The following is an 18,181-nucleotide window of genomic DNA, read 5'->3' as shown; positions in this document are numbered from 1 at the left end:
GATCTAAATGTGAGGTGGTAAAGACGGATAATAAATTGTTTGTTAAGGTATTAAACCTCGTTTCAAGAGAAGTTTTTTCGCTTAATTGCGGTTTTTTGTGAGTGAAATAGGGTAATGAAAATTCATGAAGGTTATTGAAAAAGTGCTTGTGTTGGTGCTATAAAATTTCAATTATTACAAATCGAGAGTATCATTCGAGGTTTGAAACGGCGGCAAACCTTTAAAACGCTTAGGCTGTTAGGAGCCAAAGGGAATATTAATCTTCGCATCTTAACTGGGATAATATGGCACATTTTTCTTCTATTATTGAATTACAGGATCTAGTGGCTGATTTGGCAATGTTTGTGCAAAAATTGGCACAGTTCAAACAGCGGCTTAATTTGGATGTTGAGCAATATCAAGCCGATCATATCTCCCTGCGTTGTCACGACATCGCTGTAGCCGAGCGCTGGCGTAAAGGTTTTTTGCAATGTGGCAGTTTGATGTCAGAAAGTCTCATTAATGGGCGTCCAATCTGTTTGTTTGATTTAGAACAACCAATCATAGTGCTTAATTGGCAAATCGATTGTGTTGAACTGCCCTATCCTGGTAAGAAAACTTACTTGCATCAGGGATGGGAACATGTGGAACTGGTGTTGCCCGTGGCACCTGAGCTTTTATCAACAGCAGCAAAAGCATTATTACCGCAACCTTTGCCGACAGGTTTTTTTGTCAAAGAGAATCAACCCAAAGGGGAACAAGAGCGGTTGCCTAATCCTACTTTAGCTGTCACTGATGGTGAGATCACCGTCAAGTTTCACCCATTTACATTGCGTGAAATTGTTAAAAATGAGCACCAGTCGGCAAAATTAACTTTTTCGTCCTTGTGATCCAGATAAAAATTCTGACCTTGTGATTTCCTACAAATCATCGGCAATAATTAGGTGTCATAGTTAGTGAGTTGAACTACTGAATCGCGTAGATTCATTGATTGCTCGTTAATAACTGGGTGTCCAAGGAACTTCTGATGACAAAGTTAGAAATTTGTTGTTTTAGCGTGGGTTGCGCATTAATCGCACAACAGGCGGGTGCTGACCGGATAGAGCTTTGCGCCAGTCAGGCGGAAGGGGGATTAACACCGAGTTTTGGTACGTTGAAGCAGGCTATTGAGCAATTAACTATTCCTGTACATCCCATTGTACGTCCAAGAGGTGGTGATTTTTGCTACAGTCACTCAGATTTTGAGGTGATGAAAAATGATGTTGCTCAGATCCGTGATATGGGATTTATGGGCGTCGTTTTTGGTGTATTAGATGAAGAAGGACATATTGATTTGCCCCGTATGCAACAATTGATGGTACTGTCTGGCAATATGGCCGTCACTTTTCACCGTGCATTTGATATGTGTTTTAATCCTTATGTGGCATTGGATCAACTTACTCAACTTGGTATTAAACGAATATTGACTTCCGGTCAGCAACAGAATGCCGAATTGGGATTACCCTTATTGAAAGAGCTGCATCAAGCCAGTCAGGGGCCAATTATTATGGCGGGTGCGGGTGTTCGTATGAGTAATATTCATAAATTTATCGATATCGGGTTAACGGAAGTTCACAGTTCGGCAAGCCGGATTATGCCCTCTACCATGACCTACCGCAAAGCAGGGGTGACGATGAGCGCGGATAATGAAGTGGATGAGTTTTCACATTATTGTGTTGATGGTGGCGTGGTAGAGGTGATGAAAGGGATGCTGAGTTTGACTTTATTTGAATAATCTATTGTGAACTGGCCCTGTTGGGCCAGTTCTTAAAGTCAGGGCTTACGGGCGATGAGTACCGCCCGCAGAGGAGCGGGATAACCCTCAATGGTTTTACGGCTATCCGCAGGATCGAGGAAGTCAGATAGCGATTCAGTTTTCATCCAATCTGTACGATGTTGTTCTTCCGTCGTTGTGACTGCCTGATCGACAATTTTTATATCGACAAAACCGCACTTCTCCAGCCAAATTTTTAACATTTTTGCCGAAGGGATGAAATAGACGTTGCGCATTTGAGCATAACGTTCACCGGGGATTAAACAGGTATATTTATCTCCTTCAACAACCAGACTTTCCAGTACTAACTCACCCTCAGATACCAGTTGGTTTTTCAATTGCCAGAGATGGTCAAGAGGAGAGCGGCGGTGATAGAGAACGCCCATCGAGAAAACCGTATCGAAAGCGGCTAGTGCCGGTAATTGTTCAATGCCCAGAGGTAAAAGATGGGCACGTTGATCATTGCCAAGTAACTTTCTGACAGCTTCAAATTGGCAGAGGAAGAGCTGAGTTGGATCGATACCAACGGCAAGTTCAGCCCCTTCACCCACCATCCGCCACAGGTGATAACCACTGCCGCAACCAACATCAAGAATTGTCCGGCCGGTTAATGGAGAAATATGGGGCAGTACCCGATCCCACTTCCAATCTGAACGCCATTCAGTATCAATATTTACGCTATAAAGAGAGAATGGGCCTTTGCGCCACGGCATGAATACTCGCAATATATTGGTAAGGCAAATTTTTTCACCTTCGGATAGGGGCGGATCGCGTTCTGCGATCACGCCATTTTTCAGATCTAATTGGGTCGGTGAAATTTCGGGTAGGTTTTCCAGGGTTTTTACCCATGGTTTAAAATTACCGTGCAGGGCCGCTTTTTGCCATTCTTGCAGTTGAGCAGGAAGGCAATTAAGCCAATGCTGGAGGTTATTTTTTGCAATAAGTTGATAAAAATTACCGAAATCGATCATTTATCGGCTCCTTTTATCGCTAGCAGTGAACCAAAGTTAAAACACTGAAACCAGACTTCAACGTGGTTAAAACCGGATTGGTGGAGACGGGATTTGTGTGTTTCTACAGAATCAGTCAACATGACATTTTCAAGCATGCTGCGTTTCTGGCTGATTTCCAGTTCGCTATATCCGTTAGCACGCTTAAAATCGTGGTGCATATTAAACAGTAACTCACCAATCTGTTGATCTTCAAAGCTGAATTTCTCTGATAAAACTAAAACACCCCCCGGACGTAATCCCTGATAAATCCGGTTAAGTAAACCTTGTCGATCTTGCGGGTTGAGGAATTGTAAGGTGAAATTCAGTACGACCATCGAAGCATTTTGAATATCGATATTAAGAATATCGGCTTCAATGACTTCAACCGGTGTTTGCGCCCGGAAAGCATCGATATGGCGACGACAGCGTTCCACCATTGCCGGGGAATTATCAACGGCGATAATTTTGCAGTTTTCAGCGGCAATATTGCGGCGCATTGCCAAGGTTGATGCGCCCAGAGAACAACCCAGGTCATAAATTTGACTGTTTGATGTCACGAAACGACAGGCCAGCATACCAATCATGGAAACAATATTTGAATAACCTGGCACGGAGCGTTGGATCATATCAGGGAAAACTTCGGCTACCCGTTCATCGAAACGCCAGTCTCCCAGATTGGCAATGGGCGTGGCAAACAGGCTATCCCTTTGATGGTAAGGATCTTGATTTGACATAACAGCATTAATTATCAGAAAAAATAGAAGGTGGCATTCTAACAGAAATTCACAAAAAGGCTGCAAGGGTAATCAGCGCAATAATTCCAGGCAGCAGAGTTTGCTGCCTGTTATTTCAGCGCTAGTACTATTAGATTAGTAGAGAGAAAATATCTGTTCCCAAGGCAAGTAGTAAATATTTGTCATCACCATTAATACGATTGAGAGATAAGTTGCTACCATGCCTGAACGTCGCCAGCGGAGTTCACGGTGGTGCAGACCATAATAATGCAAGACTCTGCCGGTGAGCAGAATCAAACCACAGACATGTATCATCCAGACATTTGAGCCGTTCATCTCCATCATGACTAGCAATAACATAGAGATAGGAATATATTCCACAGCATTACCGTGGATGCGGATCGCTGTTTGTAATTCGTAAAAACCACCGTCTCCATATGAGACACGATATTGTGTTCTTAACTTAACCACATCAAAAGACAGCTTAATCAATAATAGTGCGCCCAACACAACATAAAGCGAGCTAACCATTTTTAACTCCATTGCCTAACCGAAATTGGCCAATTAAGTTATGATAAACCCCAAAAATAAAACTGTCGCTATAAATAGATGGGAATTGAAAATAAATTGCCCGATTATCAGACATCAAGCAATGGTATAGCATCGGAATATTACCTGCCCTTATCTCTGAGCAGAATTTCCATTATAATGGCGACCTTTTTTGACACTTCATGACATTTTTCAAGTTCAAGAACGATGCCAAAATTTCCGCAGCAACAGCACAACAGCCGAGTAAAAGGATATTGTATGCGTACTGATTATTGTGGGCAGTTGAATCTGACCCATGAAGGCCAGAAGGTGACTCTTTGTGGTTGGGTAAACCGCCGCCGTGATCTGGGTGGCTTGATTTTTATTGATATGCGTGATCGTGAAGGGATTGTTCAGGTGTTTTTTGACCCGGATCAGCAAGCCGCATTTTCTCAGGCTGCTGAACTGCGTAATGAATTCTGTATTCAAATCACCGGTACTGTACGCGCCCGTCCTGACAGTCAAATCAATAAAGATATGGCTACCGGTGAAATAGAGGTTTTTGCGGAAAGTTTAAATATTATCAACCGCTCCGAACCTTTGCCTTTGGATAGCAATCAGACGAACAGTGAAGAGCAGCGTCTGAAATATCGTTATATTGATCTGCGCCGGCCTGAAATGGCAAATCGTCTGAAAGCACGTGCTAAAATCACCAGTTTTGTTCGTCGTTTCATGGATAATCAGGGTTTCCTGGATATTGAAACGCCGATGCTGACGAAAGCAACCCCCGAAGGTGCTCGTGATTATTTGGTGCCGAGTCGTGTTCATAAAGGCAAATTTTATGCCCTGCCTCAATCCCCACAGTTATTTAAACAATTGCTGATGATGTCTGGTTTTGACCGTTATTATCAAATTGTTAAATGCTTCCGTGATGAAGATTTGCGTGCGGATCGTCAGCCAGAATTCACCCAGATCGATGTGGAAACTTCCTTTATGACTGCTGAGCAGGTAAGGGAAATGATGGAAAAAATGATCCGCGAATTGTGGCTTGAAATTGAAGGTGTTGATCTGGGGCATTTCCCGGTGATGACGTTTGCCGAAGTGATGCGTCGTTTCGGTTCTGATAAACCTGATCTGCGTAACCCATTGGAGTTGGTTGATGTTGCTGATCTGGTTAAAGATGTGGAATTTAGTGTTTTTGCTGAACCGGCGAATGACAGTAAAGGCCGCGTAGCCGTAATTCGGGTACCAGGTGGCTCTGAACTGAGCCGTAAGCAGATTGATGAATATGGCAAATTCGTTGGGATTTATGGCGCAAAAGGGCTGGCGTGGATAAAAGTCAATGCGCGTGCTGCCGGTCTGGAAGGGGTTCAAAGTCCGATAGCCAAGTTCCTGAATGCAGAGGTGATTGAAGGTCTGCTTTCCCGTACCGATGCACAGGATGGCGATATTTTGTTCTTCGGTGCTGGTAATGTAAAAGTGGTCACTGATGCTTTGGGAGCGTTGCGTCTGAAATTAGGGCGCGATCTGAGCCTGACAAAATTGGATAGCTGGCGGCCACTGTGGGTTATCGACTTCCCCATGTTCGAAAATGATGGGGAAGGTGGCCTGACCGCTATGCACCATCCGTTTACTTCACCGTGTAATATGTCAGCGGCGGAGTTGGAGCAAGATCCGGTTTCGGCTATTGCTAATGCTTACGATATGGTGATTAACGGCTACGAAGTGGGTGGTGGCTCAGTGCGTATTCACCGTAATGAAATGCAACAAGCGGTGTTCCGTATTTTGGGCATTAATGAGCAGGAACAGCAGGAGAAATTTGGCTTCTTGCTGGATGCACTGAAATTTGGTACGCCTCCCCATGCAGGTTTGGCATTTGGTCTTGACCGTTTGGTGATGTTGCTGACAGGAACGGATAACATCCGTGATGTTATCGCATTCCCTAAAACTACCGCTGCCGCTTGTTTAATGACGGAAGCGCCAAGTTATGCCAATTCGGCGGCCCTTGAAGAGTTATCAATCTCTGTTGTTGCTAGAAAAGAGAGTCAATAATGGCTTATAAGCGCCCCGAGTCTGTACTGGTGGTTATTTATGCGTTTTCCAGCCGACGGGTGCTAATGTTACAGCGGCGGGACGATCCTGATTTTTGGCAGTCTGTCACTGGCAGCCTTGATGGAGATGAAACGCCGTGGGAGACAGCATTACGTGAAGTGCAAGAAGAAGTCGGTATTGATATTATAGGTGAAAATCTTGAACTGATAGATTGCCGGCGTTCTCTTTATTATGAGATTTTTACCCACTTGCGCCATCGCTATGCTCCAGGAGTCACCCGCAATAAAGAGTACTGGTTCTGTCTGGCATTGCCGGAAGAGCGAGAATGCCTGTTGACTGAACATCAAGCTTATCAGTGGCTGGATGCGGATAAAGCAGTAAAGCTCACTAAGTCGTGGAGCAATCGGCAGGCGATTGAAGAGTTTGTTATTGAATAAGTTTATTAGACGTTTTATCGGAGAACCTTATGGCAGGTCATAGTAAATGGGCCAACACCAAGCACCGCAAAGCTGCGCAGGATGCGAAACGCGGTAAGATTTTCACCAAAATTATCCGGGAGCTAGTAACGGCAGCCCGTTTGGGTGGTGGAGATCCGGCATCTAACCCACGTCTGCGCGCTGCAATTGATAAAGCACTGTCCAACAACATGACCCGCGATACTCTGAACCGTGCTATCGCTCGTGGTGTCGGCAACGATGACGCGGATAACATGGAAACCATCATTTATGAAGGTTATGGTCCGGGGGGAACGGCGGTGATGGTTGAGTGTCTGAGTGACAACCGTAATCGTACTGTTTCCGACGTTCGTCATGCTTTCACTAAAACCGGTGGTAATTTGGGCACTGATGGCTCGGTGGCTTATCTGTTCACCAAGAAAGGGGTGATTTCTTACGCGCCAGGATTGGATGAAGATGCGGTTATGGAAGCGGCGTTGGAAGCCGGCGCTGATGATGTAGAAACCTATGATGATGGCGCGATTGATGTTTACACTACACCAGAAACGTTTGGTGACGTGAAAGATGCGTTAGATGCCGCCGGTTTTGTGGCTGAATCAGCGGAAGTTTCGATGATCCCTTCTACTAAAGCGGAATTGGATGCGGAAACCGCACCTAAATTATTGCGCTTGATTGATATGTTGGAAGATTCAGACGACGTACAAGAGGTTTACCATAACGGCGAAATCTCTGATGAAGTTGCTGCTTTGCTGTAATTTCAATCGGGTTGTATAGCGTAGAGAAAGTGTGCTGTGGTACAGGACACTTTCTCTAACGTTTTTATCTCCTTATATTAAAGGTGATAATCAAAGGCGAATAAATAAAATATGGCGATTATCTTAGGTATCGACCCGGGTTCCCGCGTCACTGGCTATGGTGTGATCCGTCAGCAGGGACGTCATTTGAGCTATCTTGGTAGTGGTTGTATCCGAACAAAAGTTGATGATCTGCCTAACCGATTACAGCGTATTTATGCGGGTATCTTTGAAATTATTACGCAGTTTCAACCAGATGCTTTTGCCATCGAGCAGGTCTTTATGGCAAAAAACGCCGATTCAGCGCTGAAATTAGGGCAAGCGCGGGGAGTTGCGATTCTTGCTGCCGTTAATCAATCGGTACCGGTTTTTGAATATGCTGCTCGGCAGGTGAAACAAACGGTTGTCGGAACCGGGGCGGCTGAAAAAAGCCAAGTTCAACACATGGTACGCTCGGTGCTGAAATTGTCTGCTAATCCGCAATCCGATGCGGCAGATGCATTGGCCGTTGCGATAACCCATTGTCACTTTAATCAGAATCTTTTGCGGGTTGGTGATCCCAGATTAATCTTGGCACGTGGACGTTTAAGATAACGGCTGGATATGCATCCAGCTTTTTTTATGTTATAACCATAAGTAGAACAATCAGTTTTATTTTTTAGGGGGTAAACGAGTGATAGGGCGTCTCAGAGGAATTGTGCTGGAAAAACAACCACCCTTGGTTTTACTGGAAACGAATGGCGTTGGTTATGAAGTCCATATGCCAATGACCTGTTTTTATGAATTGCCTGATGCCGGACAGGAGACTGTTCTGTTTACTCACTTTGTTGTGCGTGAAGATGCGCAATTACTTTATGGTTTTAATGATAAGCAGGAGCGGGCACTATTCCGAGAATTAATTAAAGTGAATGGCGTAGGGCCTAAATTGGCGTTGGCTATTCTTTCGGGCATGTCTGCGCAGCAATTTGTTTCTGCTATTGAACAAGAGGCGATCGCTTCTCTGGTTAAACTACCGGGTGTGGGTAAGAAAACCGCTGAACGGCTGGTGGTTGAAATGAAAGATCGCTTTAAAGGGCTGAATGGCGATCTCTTCAATCAGAGCAGTGATATTAATTTGCCGGCAACGGCCAAACAGACAACTTCTGACGTTGATAGCGAAGCGGAAGCTGCTGCGGCATTAGTCTCTCTGGGTTACAAACCGCAAGAGGCTAGCCGCATGGTAAGTAAAGTTGCTAAACCGGGCGCGGATTGTGAAACACTTATCCGCGAAGCGCTTCGCGCTGTTCTCTAAGTTACAGGGGTAAGCCATGATTGAAGCTGACCGTCTGGTTTCTGCGGAAGTTTTGCCAGATGATGAAGCCGTTGACCGTGCCATCAGACCTAAATTGTTATCTGAATATGTCGGACAACCGCAGGTCTGTGAGCAGATGGAGATTTTTATTCAGGCTGCCAGACAGCGTGGTGATGCTCTTGACCATCTACTGATTTTTGGTCCGCCGGGATTGGGGAAAACAACGCTGGCGAATATTGTTGCCAATGAGATGGGTGTTAATCTTCGCACAACTTCAGGCCCGGTGTTGGAAAAAGCGGGTGATTTGGCGGCAATGCTGACCAATCTTGAACCGCACGATGTGTTGTTTATCGATGAAATTCACCGCTTATCGCCGGTAGTGGAAGAAATTCTTTATCCAGCAATGGAAGATTACCAGCTGGATATTATGATTGGCGAGGGGCCGGCAGCCCGTTCGATTAAAATTGATTTGCCACCTTTTACCTTGATTGGTGCTACTACTCGCGCAGGCTCTTTAACTTCTCCACTGCGTGATCGGTTCGGTATCGTGCAGCGCCTTGAGTTTTATAACGTGGACGATTTGCAAAGTATCGTTTCTCGCAGCGCTCGTTTTATGGGGGTGTCGATCACTGACGAGGGCGCCCGGCAAGTTGCCATGCGTTCTCGTGGAACGCCGCGGATTACAAATCGTTTACTGCGCCGGGTACGTGATTTTGCTCAAGTAAAAGGGAATGGTGCGATTGATGGCAATATTGCCACCAGAGCGCTGGATATGTTGAGCGTAGATGCTGCCGGTTTTGATTATCTGGATCGTAAGTTACTGATTGCCATCATTGATAAATTTATGGGCGGGCCGGTTGGGGTAGATAATCTTGCCGCTGCTATTGGTGAAGAGCGGGAAACGATTGAAGATGTGCTGGAACCCTTTTTGATTCAACAGGGTTTTATTCAACGCACTTCCCGTGGACGAATTGCCACCGAACATGCTTATCGTCATTTTGGTATGGTCAGAGATCAGGAATGACTTGTTTAATTACCTGAAAAATCGGGATGGGTACTCCCTGCAAGGGAAACCTATCCCGTTCTCCTGATAACTGGGTTATCCCCACTCAGTGGATCAATTTTTTGCTTTACTGATCAGGCTGATAATAAACATCACCGCAGCACATAGCACGACAGAAGGCCCAGCTGGTGTGTCGTAAACGGCGGAGAAAGCTAATCCACCGGTGACGGCAAGCGTACCAACCGCAATAGCAATACCGGCCATTTGCTCCGGTGTACGGGCAAAACGGCGAGCAGTGGCGGCCGGGATAATGAGCAGGGAGGTGATAATCAGTGCGCCGACAAACTTCATTGCCAAGCCGATTGTCAACGCGGTTACCAGCATTAACAGCACTCTTAACCGCTGTATTTTAATTCCATCCACAAAAGCCATTTCTTGACTGACGGTGATAGAGAGCAAGGCGTTCCATTGCCAGAACAGGAGCGTGGTGACCATGGTGACACCGATGGCAATCAACCAAATATCTTCATAGGTGACTGATAACAAATCACCAAACAGATAAGCCATCAAATCAACTCGCACATTAGACATTAAACTGACAACCACTAGCCCTAATGATAATGCGCTGTGAGCCATAATCCCCAACAAAGTATCGATTGCCAGTTGAGGACGTTTCTCCAGCCAAACTAAAATAATTGCCAGTATCAAAGTGACGGCGATAATTGTGTAAAAAGGGCTAATATTTAGCAATAATCCGAAAGCAACGCCCAGTAATGAAGCATGAGCCAGAGTATCGCCAAAATAGGACATTCTGCGCCAGACAACAAATGAGCCTAATGGCCCGGCAGCAATAGCCAATAATACGCCGGCCAACCAACCGGGGAATAATAATTCGATCATGAGTGGCATTCCCTGTTATTTTCCAAGCTAATTTTCCCTTTCAGATCATGGTGATGGTCGTGTTGGTGGCGGTATATTGCCAATTGTTCAGCACCATGATGACCAAACATCGCGATAAATTCAGGGTGAGTTGAAACAACTTCAGGTGTGCCGGAACAACAAATATGTTGATTAAGGCATAAAACTTCGTCTGTTTTCGCCATGACCAGATGCAAATCATGGGAAACCATCAGTACAGCGCAATGTAATTCGGTCCTGATTTGATTGATTAAATCATAAAGTGCTAATTGACCATTAACATCGACCCCTTGTGTTGGTTCATCAAGGACGAGTAATTGAGGTTGATTTAATAGTGCTCTGGCTAATAAAACCCGTTGGCTTTCCCCACCGGATAATTTTTGCATGGGCTGTTGCAATAGATGAGCAGCATTTACTCGTTCAAGTGCCGGCAATATATCGCCAGATTTTACCTCGGGTTTTAGCATCATGAAGCGTTTAACTGTCAATGGCAGGGTGGGGTCAAGATGCAACTTCTGTGGAACATAGCCGATTTTCAATCCATCGGTATGTTCAATAGTGCCGGATGATGGCTCAATAAGCCCTAAAACAACGCGGACTAAAGTTGATTTACCGGCACCATTAGGACCTAGCAACGTCAGAATATTTCCTCGTTGCAAATGTAGAGAGATATTGTTTAATACCCGACGATCGCCGAAATTAACAGCAATATTTTTTAAAGTGATGAGTGTCGACATGTTAAATATATCTTGCGTGAATATTGAGATGTTATAATATAACAATTCTGGTTTCTGTCCACGAGATATTTACATTATGTTACACAAATCATATAAACTAGCGCACAAGTTTCTCTGCAAGACTGCGATTACTGCTGTTTTCATGTCAGGAACGATACAATCGGTTAATGCCGATGTTGTGACATCAATCCGTCCGTTGGGTTTTATTGCTGCGGCAATAACTGAGGGTGTAACTGATACGCAGGTACTGTTACCTGATGGGGCATCACCGCATGATTATGCATTGAAACCGTCTGATCTTAAGAAAGTTAATCAGGCAGATTTAGTTGTGTGGGTTGGACCTGAGATGGAAATCTTTTTGTCTAAACCGTTAGCCAAAGTTCCACAAAATAAACAGTTAGTTTTAGCGCAATTGCCAACGATTAGGCCATTATTGCTGAAAAATAATGAAGATTTACCCAAATCGGATCAACATAAACATGAAGATGGTCATGAACATCATTCTCATGGTGAATATAATATGCACATCTGGTTATCACCAGAAATAGCAAAACAGGTCGCACAGGGGATTTATGACCAATTACAAGCGCGTTATCCGCATAAAAAAGCAGCGCTGGACGTAAACCTACGTAAATTCAATACTCAGCTTGCGCAAACTGACAAAAATATTGCTAATATTCTTAAGCTGGTGCGTGGTAAGGGGTATTTTGTTTTTCACGATGCTTATGGCTATTTCGAGCAGCATTATGGCCTGACGCCATTAGGACATTTTACGATTAATCCTGAAATACAACCTGGCGCACAAAAATTACATCATATACGAACACAATTGGTTGAGCAGAAAGCAACCTGTATTTTTGCTGAGCCACAATTCAGGCCGACCGTTATTAATGCTGTGGCGAAGGATACGGGAGTGCGTATGGGCACTTTAGATCCGTTAGGAGGCCGCATCGTATTGGATAAGGACAGCTATATGAAATTTATAACTCAGTTGTCGGAACAGTACGCGGGTTGCCTGAATTAAAGTAATAAGGAATTCAATGAGTGCAACAGATAGTTAAAACTATCGTTCTGGTGTATAAGGAGTTACCGCGACCGCATAAAATTATGTTGGGTTCGCTGACTGTAGCAACATTGGTTGTCACTATGTGGCAACCTATTGCTTATCATCATGAACAAGAAGAAACAACAGTCGGCAGCATCGCCATCAACCTTCCCGTCGATAGTGATGAAATTATTGCAGATAGCAGTGAACAGCTACCGGACGAGGGTATTCCTGATGAAGAGACGAACTCAGAGGTCACGGCTCAAACTCCGCATGAATATATTGTCTCCGACGGTGACACCCTCAGTAATATTCTGACCCAATTTGGTATCGACTCTTCTGATGTAGCGTTACTCGCGAGTCAGCATAAAGCGTTACGGGGATTGAACATTGGTCAGCCATTGTCATGGACAGTCAATGAAGCGGGTGACTTGCAAACGCTGACTTGGGGTGTTTCCCGCCGTGAAATGCGCATTTATACCCGTGAAGGCGATCTGTTTAAAGAAACAAAAGAGTTTCAGAAAGGGGAGTGGAAAAACAGCGTCGTCGTTGGTGTTGTTGATAGTAACTTTACCAGCAGTGCTTTAAATGCCGGCTTAACCAGCAGTGAAGCACGTGAAGTCACTAAGGCACTGCAATGGCAAATTGATTTGCGTAAATTACATGAAGGTGATCGTTTCTCTGTATTGCTGTCCCGTGAAATGTTGGATGGTCACAGTGAACAGAGCCAATTACTTGGTGTTCGCCTAAATAGTGGTGGTAAAGATTATTATGCTATCCGGGCGGAAGATGGGCGTTTTTATGATCGTCAAGGTTCCGGTCTGGAGCGCGGTTTTTTGCGTTTTCCAACCACCAAGCAATTTCGGGTATCTTCCCAATTTAATCCTCGGCGTGTGAATCCAGTTACTGGTCGGGTTGCGCCGCATAAAGGTGTGGATTTTGCCATGCCGGTGGGAACGCCTGTTTTGGCGGTGGGTGACGGTGAGGTGATTGTCTCCAAATATAATGGAGCAGCAGGTAACTTTATTGCCATTCGCCATGGACGCCAATATACCACGCGTTATATGCACTTGAGAAAGCTGCTGGTGAAATCAGGGCAGAAGGTAAAACGGGGTGATCGTATTGCGTTGTCCGGTAGCACTGGTCGTTCTACGGGCCCACATTTGCATTATGAATTCTGGATCAATCAGCAGGCGGTAAACCCATTAACGGCGAAATTACCGCGTTCTGGAGGTTTGAGTGGTAAAGAACGCACAGAATTCCTGGCAACGATAAAAGAGGTAACGCCTCAGCTTCTGTTAGATTGAGTTTAATTGTTCATTAGTAACAGACTTTAAAGCGGATGATTGCTATCATCCGCTGTCGTTTTATTTATGTTCAGAAAAAGGTGTGTTGATATCGTTGATATAACCCCCTGTACATGTGAAATGAACAATGATCTTTTTGTTTTAAAAGAGATAGCTCATGTATAAAGAAACAGATACAGACAGTAAAGTTGGTTATGTGCCGACATTTCATAAATCTTACTTGCATCCTCGTTACTGGGGATTATGGCTGGGCATTGGTGTGTTGGCCGGGCTGGCTTACCTGCCGGTTAAAGTGCGTGATCCTCTGCTGGCTAAAATAGGCTGGCTGGCGGGTAAGTTTGCGAAAGGGGCTCGTCGTAGAGCAAGAATAAATCTGTGTTACTGTATGCCGGAACTAACAGAGCAACAGCGTGAGGCATTGATTGATAAGATGTTTTCTACCGCACCTCAACCTTTTGTTATGTTGGCTGAACTTTGTTTACGTGGTACAAAATCAACGTTAAACCGGACTCATTGGCATGGCGAAGAGATTATTCTTCAACTGAAAGAGCAAGGGAAGAATGTTATTTTCATGGTTCCTCATGGCTGGGCTGTGGATATTCCTGCGATATTGCTGACGGCGGGTGGACAAAAAGCAGCGGCTATGTTTCATCATCAAAAAAACCCAGTATCAGATTATTTGTGGAATAAAGCTCGCAGTCAATTTGGTGGTCGTTTACATTCCCGTGATGCTGGAATTAAACCTTTTATCGCCACTGTTCGCCAGGGTTTCTGGGGATATTATCTGCCTGATCAGGATCATGGTGAAGAACACAGTGAGTTTGTTGATTTTTTCGCAACTTATAAAGCGACATTACCAGCCATTGGGCGATTGATGAAGGTTTGTCGTGCCGCTATTGTGCCCCTGTTTCCGGTTTATAATTACCGTACCCATCAGCTTGATATTTATATTCGTCCACCAATGGATGATATTGATGGCAAAGATGATGCTTTTATTGCTCGTCGGATGAATGAAGAATTAGAACAATTAGTGCGACCAAATCCTGAGCAGTACACCTGGATACTTAAATTGCTTAAGACGCGGAAAGAGGGTGATATTGAGCCGTATAACAGAGAAGATCTGTGATTCTAATCGCAAGATATATGTGAAAACCATAATCACAGTTTGAAAGTTTTTATTGTCCCCCTAATGTTGGGCATGTTAGGGGGTTTTGTGAAAAAACATATTATTTGTACTTTGATATATTAGTTGAATGGTGGTTCTATATTTTCAAATACAGTATTAGTTGAGTGAAATAGAGACGGTAAGAATCTATTTTTACCGTCGGGTCGTTGTTGGATAAGCGAAACGCGCCAGTATTCTAGGTTTACCTGATTGTCGAAAACTTGGCGCTAAATGTAATAAAGTTTTATTCCACTTCAAGAATACGGCAGGTATTAGTACTGCCAATTGTCCCCATCTGATCACCTTGAGTCACCAGAACAAGGTCGCCGGAAACCAGATAACCTTTGTCACGTAGACGATTAACCGCTTCATTGGCCGCTGTAATGCCGTCAGTATGACTGCTGCAATAAACCGGTGTAACGCCACGGTAAAGTGCCGTTTGGTTTAAGGTTTTTTCATGACGAGACATAGAGAATATGGGGAGACCAGAACTAATGCGAGACATGATACGAGTGGTGCGGCCTGATTCGGTCATTGCAATAATGGCTTTAACCCCGTTTAGGTGGTTTGCCGCGTACATGGTAGACATTGCAATGGCTTCTTCGATACTGTCAAAAGTTGTGTCTAGCCGATGTTTTGATACGTTTAGCCCGGGCATTTTTTCTGCTCCGAGACAGACTCGCGCCATTGCGGCAACCGTTTCGGCAGGGTATTGGCCCGCGGCGGTTTCAGCGGAGAGCATCACGGCGTCAGTGCCATCAAGCACGGCATTTGCCACATCCATCACTTCTGCGCGGGTAGGCATTGGGTTGGTGATCATAGACTCCATCATCTGAGTCGCGGTAATAACTACACGATTCAGTTGGCGGGCACGGCGAATTAATTTTTTCTGAACGCCAACCAACTCTGGATCGCCGATTTCTACGCCAAGGTCACCACGAGCGACCATGACGACATCAGAAGCCAGAATGATTTCATCAATGGTTTTATCACTGCTAACGGCTTCTGCGCGTTCAACTTTTGCTACGATCTGTGTTTCACAGCCTGCGTCTCGCGCCAGACGGCGAGCGTAATTAAGATCTTCACCGGTGCGGGGGAAAGAGACAGCAAGGTAATCAACGCCAATTCTGGCCGCCGTAATAATGTCTTCTCTATCTTTTTCGGTCAGGGCTTCAGCGGATAATCCACCGCCCAGTTTGTTGATGCCCTTATTGTTGGATAGCGGGCCACCCACTGTCACTTCAGTGAATACTTTCATGCCCTGAACTGTTAATACTTTCAGTTGAACACGGCCATCATCTAGTAACAAAATGTCACCCGGTACAACATCCGTGGGTAATCCTTTGTAATCGATACCGACTTTCTCCTTATCGCCTTCGCCTTTACCAAGATTGGCATCAAGCAGAAATTTATCTCCGACATTCAGGAAAATCTTGCCCTCTTTAAACGTTGATACGCGAATTTTAGGTCCTTGAAGATCGCCAAGAATAGCGACATGGCACCCGAGTCGGGCTGCAATCTCGCGGACTTTGTTGGCTCGCTGGAGATGATCTTCGGCGGTACCGTGGGAAAAGTTAAGGCGGACTACGTTTGCACCCGCAGCAATAATCTTTTCAAGATTATTATCGCGGTCGGTAGCCGGACCAAGTGTAGTAACAATCTTAGTTCTTCTGAGCCGTCTGGACATGTGTTACTCCGTTGACCTGTGAGTATTGGTATTGGTTATATAAAAATAATCAATAATCTATTAATTATCCTATAAAACGAGTAAAAAAACTCTTCGGCAATCCAACTATCAAGGCTGCTTATAGATTACTCTTGTAACTTGCCCCGTTGCAAAGTCGCAAGCGACTACCGTGGGGCTTTTTGTGACCCGTCGTATCAACTTATCATGATACTTTTCGCTGTAGTGCCTATTGACCGTTGTCAACTATAGAGGAACGACAGGGGGAACGTTTTACACAATCGCTATGCCCTAGCGAATCAGCTAACCCTTTTTTAACGGATATTTATTGCCGCATTTCTATCCTATCATGATTTGTTCCCGATTTATCAATAATCTAATAGCCTTGGAGATTTTGATAATGAAAAGTTGTAGTTTCGCCGTTGACGGCGGGGAGTAGTCACAAGGGACGAAACGTTCAGGATGGGGGGCTGTAAAGTACGAAAATGATAAATTTTACTTTAGTATGTCGAGTTGACACTGTCTCTTAAGTCAGATTTATGATTAAGAGACAGTTATTTGCGTGAGGTTTGTCAGCGATCTGGGGGATGCAGGGTTCTTATGCTTTTCGATGCCATCCCATCAACTTAATATATGAATTGGTAATTGTAATCGCTGCATTGGCACCCGTATCTCCGGTATTACCTGAAATTGTATGGTTGTGTGATCCTATTGATACCGTATGAGAGTGGTTGCCATCAGTGCTGGTGTTGAATTTGTAGTTGTCATTATCTGGCACGTTTGCTGACCCTATATTGTTTCTAGAATTGTCGTAATAGCCGTAACGTCCCCCCCAAGCTTCACCCCAAGCGCTATCATGATGGTGAGCTCCAGTGGTATTAGTGGTTTTGGTGCCATAATCAAATGTGCTCGTTGTCCCAGAAAATGTATGATTATGTGCTGGCATTTGTGCTGCTGTCAGACTTATCGAATCGTTGCCGCCGGTTGATAAAAGATCGGAACCATCGGCGCTAGCTAACCGAACTGTTTTATTTTCACCAATATATTCCCAGGTAGTGTCCGGAAATAGTACATTGGGGTTTTTGTTTTGAGCGAACCAAACCACAATGCCTACAGGATATTGAGTGTTGATAATGGTTTCGATTAAGCCAAGATTTTTCACAAATGCATTTTTATCAGGAATATCGGCACCGTTTTGGTTTTTTGCTAGCCGGTTATTAGCGTTATCGTTTACATCAGCAACAAGCTTCTGAGTTGCTGCGAGGGTATTACTGTTACCTATTTTGTCGGTGAGTTGAATAATGCCTTGTTGTGTTAATGAGGCGCTTGGCACTGCTGCTGCAATTTTTTGTTCTAATGCTCTATTTAATAGTGTTATGAGGTTGGCGGTATTACCATCATCCAAAATATCATTGCCAGATTGCGTCATGATAAAATTAGCGACGACAGAGGATATGGTTGACGACTGACGTAATACTTTGTTTAGCAAATGAATAGTAATATCACCTGGAGGGAATCCAGTCTTCAAATTTGGGCTTTCTTCATAGGCTTCTTGGCTGACTACATTAGCATTATTACTAATGGAAAAAGCTTTGAAATCATTTTTTGGGTTCATGTTTCCACCTAAAATTAAATTATTTTATAATCAAGGTATTAGATTATTGTAGAAGTAATTTCCATAAAT

General features: G+C 44.4%; 18 protein-coding genes. 11 read left to right on the top strand and 7 right to left on the bottom strand.

Features of this window, described 5'->3' with window-relative positions; genetic code table 11:
* Nucleotides 1–284: 284 nt before the first annotated feature.
* Nucleotides 285–869 carry a VOC family protein gene (locus ACGF5R_RS08620; protein WP_112876065.1) on the top strand — a complete coding sequence of 195 codons (585 nt, stop codon included), beginning with the start codon at nucleotides 285–287 and terminating at the stop codon, nucleotides 867–869.
* Between the two features lie 137 nt (nucleotides 870–1,006).
* Nucleotides 1,007–1,753: a copper homeostasis protein CutC gene (cutC, locus tag ACGF5R_RS08615; RefSeq protein WP_262980117.1), complete on the top strand. Its 747-nt coding sequence runs from the start codon at nucleotides 1,007–1,009 to the stop codon at nucleotides 1,751–1,753.
* 38 nt (nucleotides 1,754–1,791) lie between these two features.
* Here cutC and cmoB read toward each other — a convergent pair whose 3' ends face one another.
* From cmoB to ACGF5R_RS08600, 3 genes are all read right to left on the bottom strand, one after another.
* Complete coding sequence (cmoB, locus tag ACGF5R_RS08610; protein ID WP_387690480.1) at nucleotides 1,792–2,763, bottom strand: tRNA 5-methoxyuridine(34)/uridine 5-oxyacetic acid(34) synthase CmoB; 972 nt, start codon at nucleotides 2,761–2,763, stop codon at nucleotides 1,792–1,794.
* Entirely contained in the window at nucleotides 2,760–3,518 is a 759-nt protein-coding gene (gene cmoA, locus ACGF5R_RS08605; RefSeq protein WP_112876062.1) for a carboxy-S-adenosyl-L-methionine synthase CmoA, read from the bottom strand. The genes cmoB and cmoA overlap by 4 nt, the downstream gene beginning before the upstream one ends.
* Nucleotides 3,519–3,653: 135 nt before the next feature.
* Nucleotides 3,654–4,049, bottom strand: coding sequence for an MAPEG family protein (locus tag ACGF5R_RS08600; RefSeq protein WP_112876061.1), 396 nt, complete (start codon nucleotides 4,047–4,049; stop codon nucleotides 3,654–3,656).
* A gap of 276 nt (nucleotides 4,050–4,325) precedes the next feature.
* Between ACGF5R_RS08600 and aspS the strand changes: the two genes are divergently transcribed.
* The 6 genes from aspS (at nucleotide 4,326) to ruvB (ending at nucleotide 9,662) form a co-directional block, all read left to right on the top strand.
* Nucleotides 4,326–6,098: an aspartate--tRNA ligase gene (gene aspS, locus ACGF5R_RS08595; RefSeq protein WP_262980116.1), complete on the top strand. Its 1,773-nt coding sequence runs from the start codon at nucleotides 4,326–4,328 to the stop codon at nucleotides 6,096–6,098.
* Nucleotides 6,098–6,535 (top strand): dihydroneopterin triphosphate diphosphatase, encoded by a 438-nt coding sequence (gene nudB / locus ACGF5R_RS08590; protein ID WP_112876059.1) that lies wholly within the window; start codon nucleotides 6,098–6,100, stop codon nucleotides 6,533–6,535. The genes aspS and nudB overlap by 1 nt, the downstream gene beginning before the upstream one ends.
* A gap of 29 nt (nucleotides 6,536–6,564) precedes the next feature.
* Nucleotides 6,565–7,308 carry a YebC/PmpR family DNA-binding transcriptional regulator gene (locus tag ACGF5R_RS08585; RefSeq protein WP_036806426.1) on the top strand — a complete coding sequence of 248 codons (744 nt, stop codon included), beginning with the start codon at nucleotides 6,565–6,567 and terminating at the stop codon, nucleotides 7,306–7,308.
* A 111-nt stretch (nucleotides 7,309–7,419) separates the two neighbouring features.
* Entirely contained in the window at nucleotides 7,420–7,941 is a 522-nt protein-coding gene (ruvC, locus tag ACGF5R_RS08580; RefSeq protein WP_112876058.1) for a crossover junction endodeoxyribonuclease RuvC, read from the top strand.
* A gap of 79 nt (nucleotides 7,942–8,020) precedes the next feature.
* Complete coding sequence (ruvA, locus tag ACGF5R_RS08575) at nucleotides 8,021–8,638, top strand: Holliday junction branch migration protein RuvA (RefSeq protein ID WP_112876057.1); 618 nt, start codon at nucleotides 8,021–8,023, stop codon at nucleotides 8,636–8,638.
* A 16-nt stretch (nucleotides 8,639–8,654) separates the two neighbouring features.
* Entirely contained in the window at nucleotides 8,655–9,662 is a 1,008-nt protein-coding gene (gene ruvB / locus ACGF5R_RS08570) for a Holliday junction branch migration DNA helicase RuvB (RefSeq protein ID WP_387690477.1), read from the top strand.
* Nucleotides 9,663–9,755: 93 nt separating this feature from the next.
* Here ruvB and znuB read toward each other — a convergent pair whose 3' ends face one another.
* Entirely contained in the window at nucleotides 9,756–10,541 is a 786-nt protein-coding gene (gene znuB / locus ACGF5R_RS08565) for a zinc ABC transporter permease subunit ZnuB (protein WP_112876055.1), read from the bottom strand.
* Nucleotides 10,538–11,296 (bottom strand): zinc ABC transporter ATP-binding protein ZnuC, encoded by a 759-nt coding sequence (znuC, locus tag ACGF5R_RS08560; protein WP_262980115.1) that lies wholly within the window; start codon nucleotides 11,294–11,296, stop codon nucleotides 10,538–10,540. Before znuC ends, znuB begins: the two co-directional genes overlap by 4 nt.
* Nucleotides 11,297–11,372: 76 nt before the next feature.
* On the opposite strand from znuC, the gene znuA reads away from it, so the two are divergent.
* From znuA to lpxM, 3 genes are all read left to right on the top strand, one after another.
* Nucleotides 11,373–12,320 carry a zinc ABC transporter substrate-binding protein ZnuA gene (gene znuA, locus ACGF5R_RS08555; RefSeq protein WP_112876053.1) on the top strand — a complete coding sequence of 316 codons (948 nt, stop codon included), beginning with the start codon at nucleotides 11,373–11,375 and terminating at the stop codon, nucleotides 12,318–12,320.
* Between the two features lie 20 nt (nucleotides 12,321–12,340).
* Complete coding sequence (gene mepM / locus ACGF5R_RS08550; RefSeq protein WP_112876052.1) at nucleotides 12,341–13,648, top strand: murein DD-endopeptidase MepM; 1,308 nt, start codon at nucleotides 12,341–12,343, stop codon at nucleotides 13,646–13,648.
* A 157-nt stretch (nucleotides 13,649–13,805) separates the two neighbouring features.
* Nucleotides 13,806–14,774, top strand: a complete 969-nt coding sequence (gene lpxM, locus ACGF5R_RS08545; protein WP_112876051.1) for a lauroyl-Kdo(2)-lipid IV(A) myristoyltransferase — start codon at nucleotides 13,806–13,808, stop codon at nucleotides 14,772–14,774.
* 283 nt (nucleotides 14,775–15,057) lie between these two features.
* Here lpxM and pyk read toward each other — a convergent pair whose 3' ends face one another.
* Together pyk and ACGF5R_RS08535 are read right to left on the bottom strand one after the other, a co-directional pair.
* Complete coding sequence (gene pyk, locus ACGF5R_RS08540) at nucleotides 15,058–16,500, bottom strand: pyruvate kinase (RefSeq protein WP_112876050.1); 1,443 nt, start codon at nucleotides 16,498–16,500, stop codon at nucleotides 15,058–15,060.
* Between the two features lie 595 nt (nucleotides 16,501–17,095).
* Nucleotides 17,096–18,112: a tail fiber protein gene (locus tag ACGF5R_RS08535; RefSeq protein WP_387690475.1), complete on the bottom strand. Its 1,017-nt coding sequence runs from the start codon at nucleotides 18,110–18,112 to the stop codon at nucleotides 17,096–17,098.
* Nucleotides 18,113–18,181: the final 69 nt, after the last annotated feature.

This window comes from Photorhabdus sp. RM71S (assembly GCF_042879355.1).
GTDB classification, from domain to species: Bacteria; Pseudomonadota; Gammaproteobacteria; order Enterobacterales; family Enterobacteriaceae; genus Photorhabdus; species Photorhabdus kayaii.
This window is presented reverse-complemented; position numbering and strand designations above follow the sequence as displayed.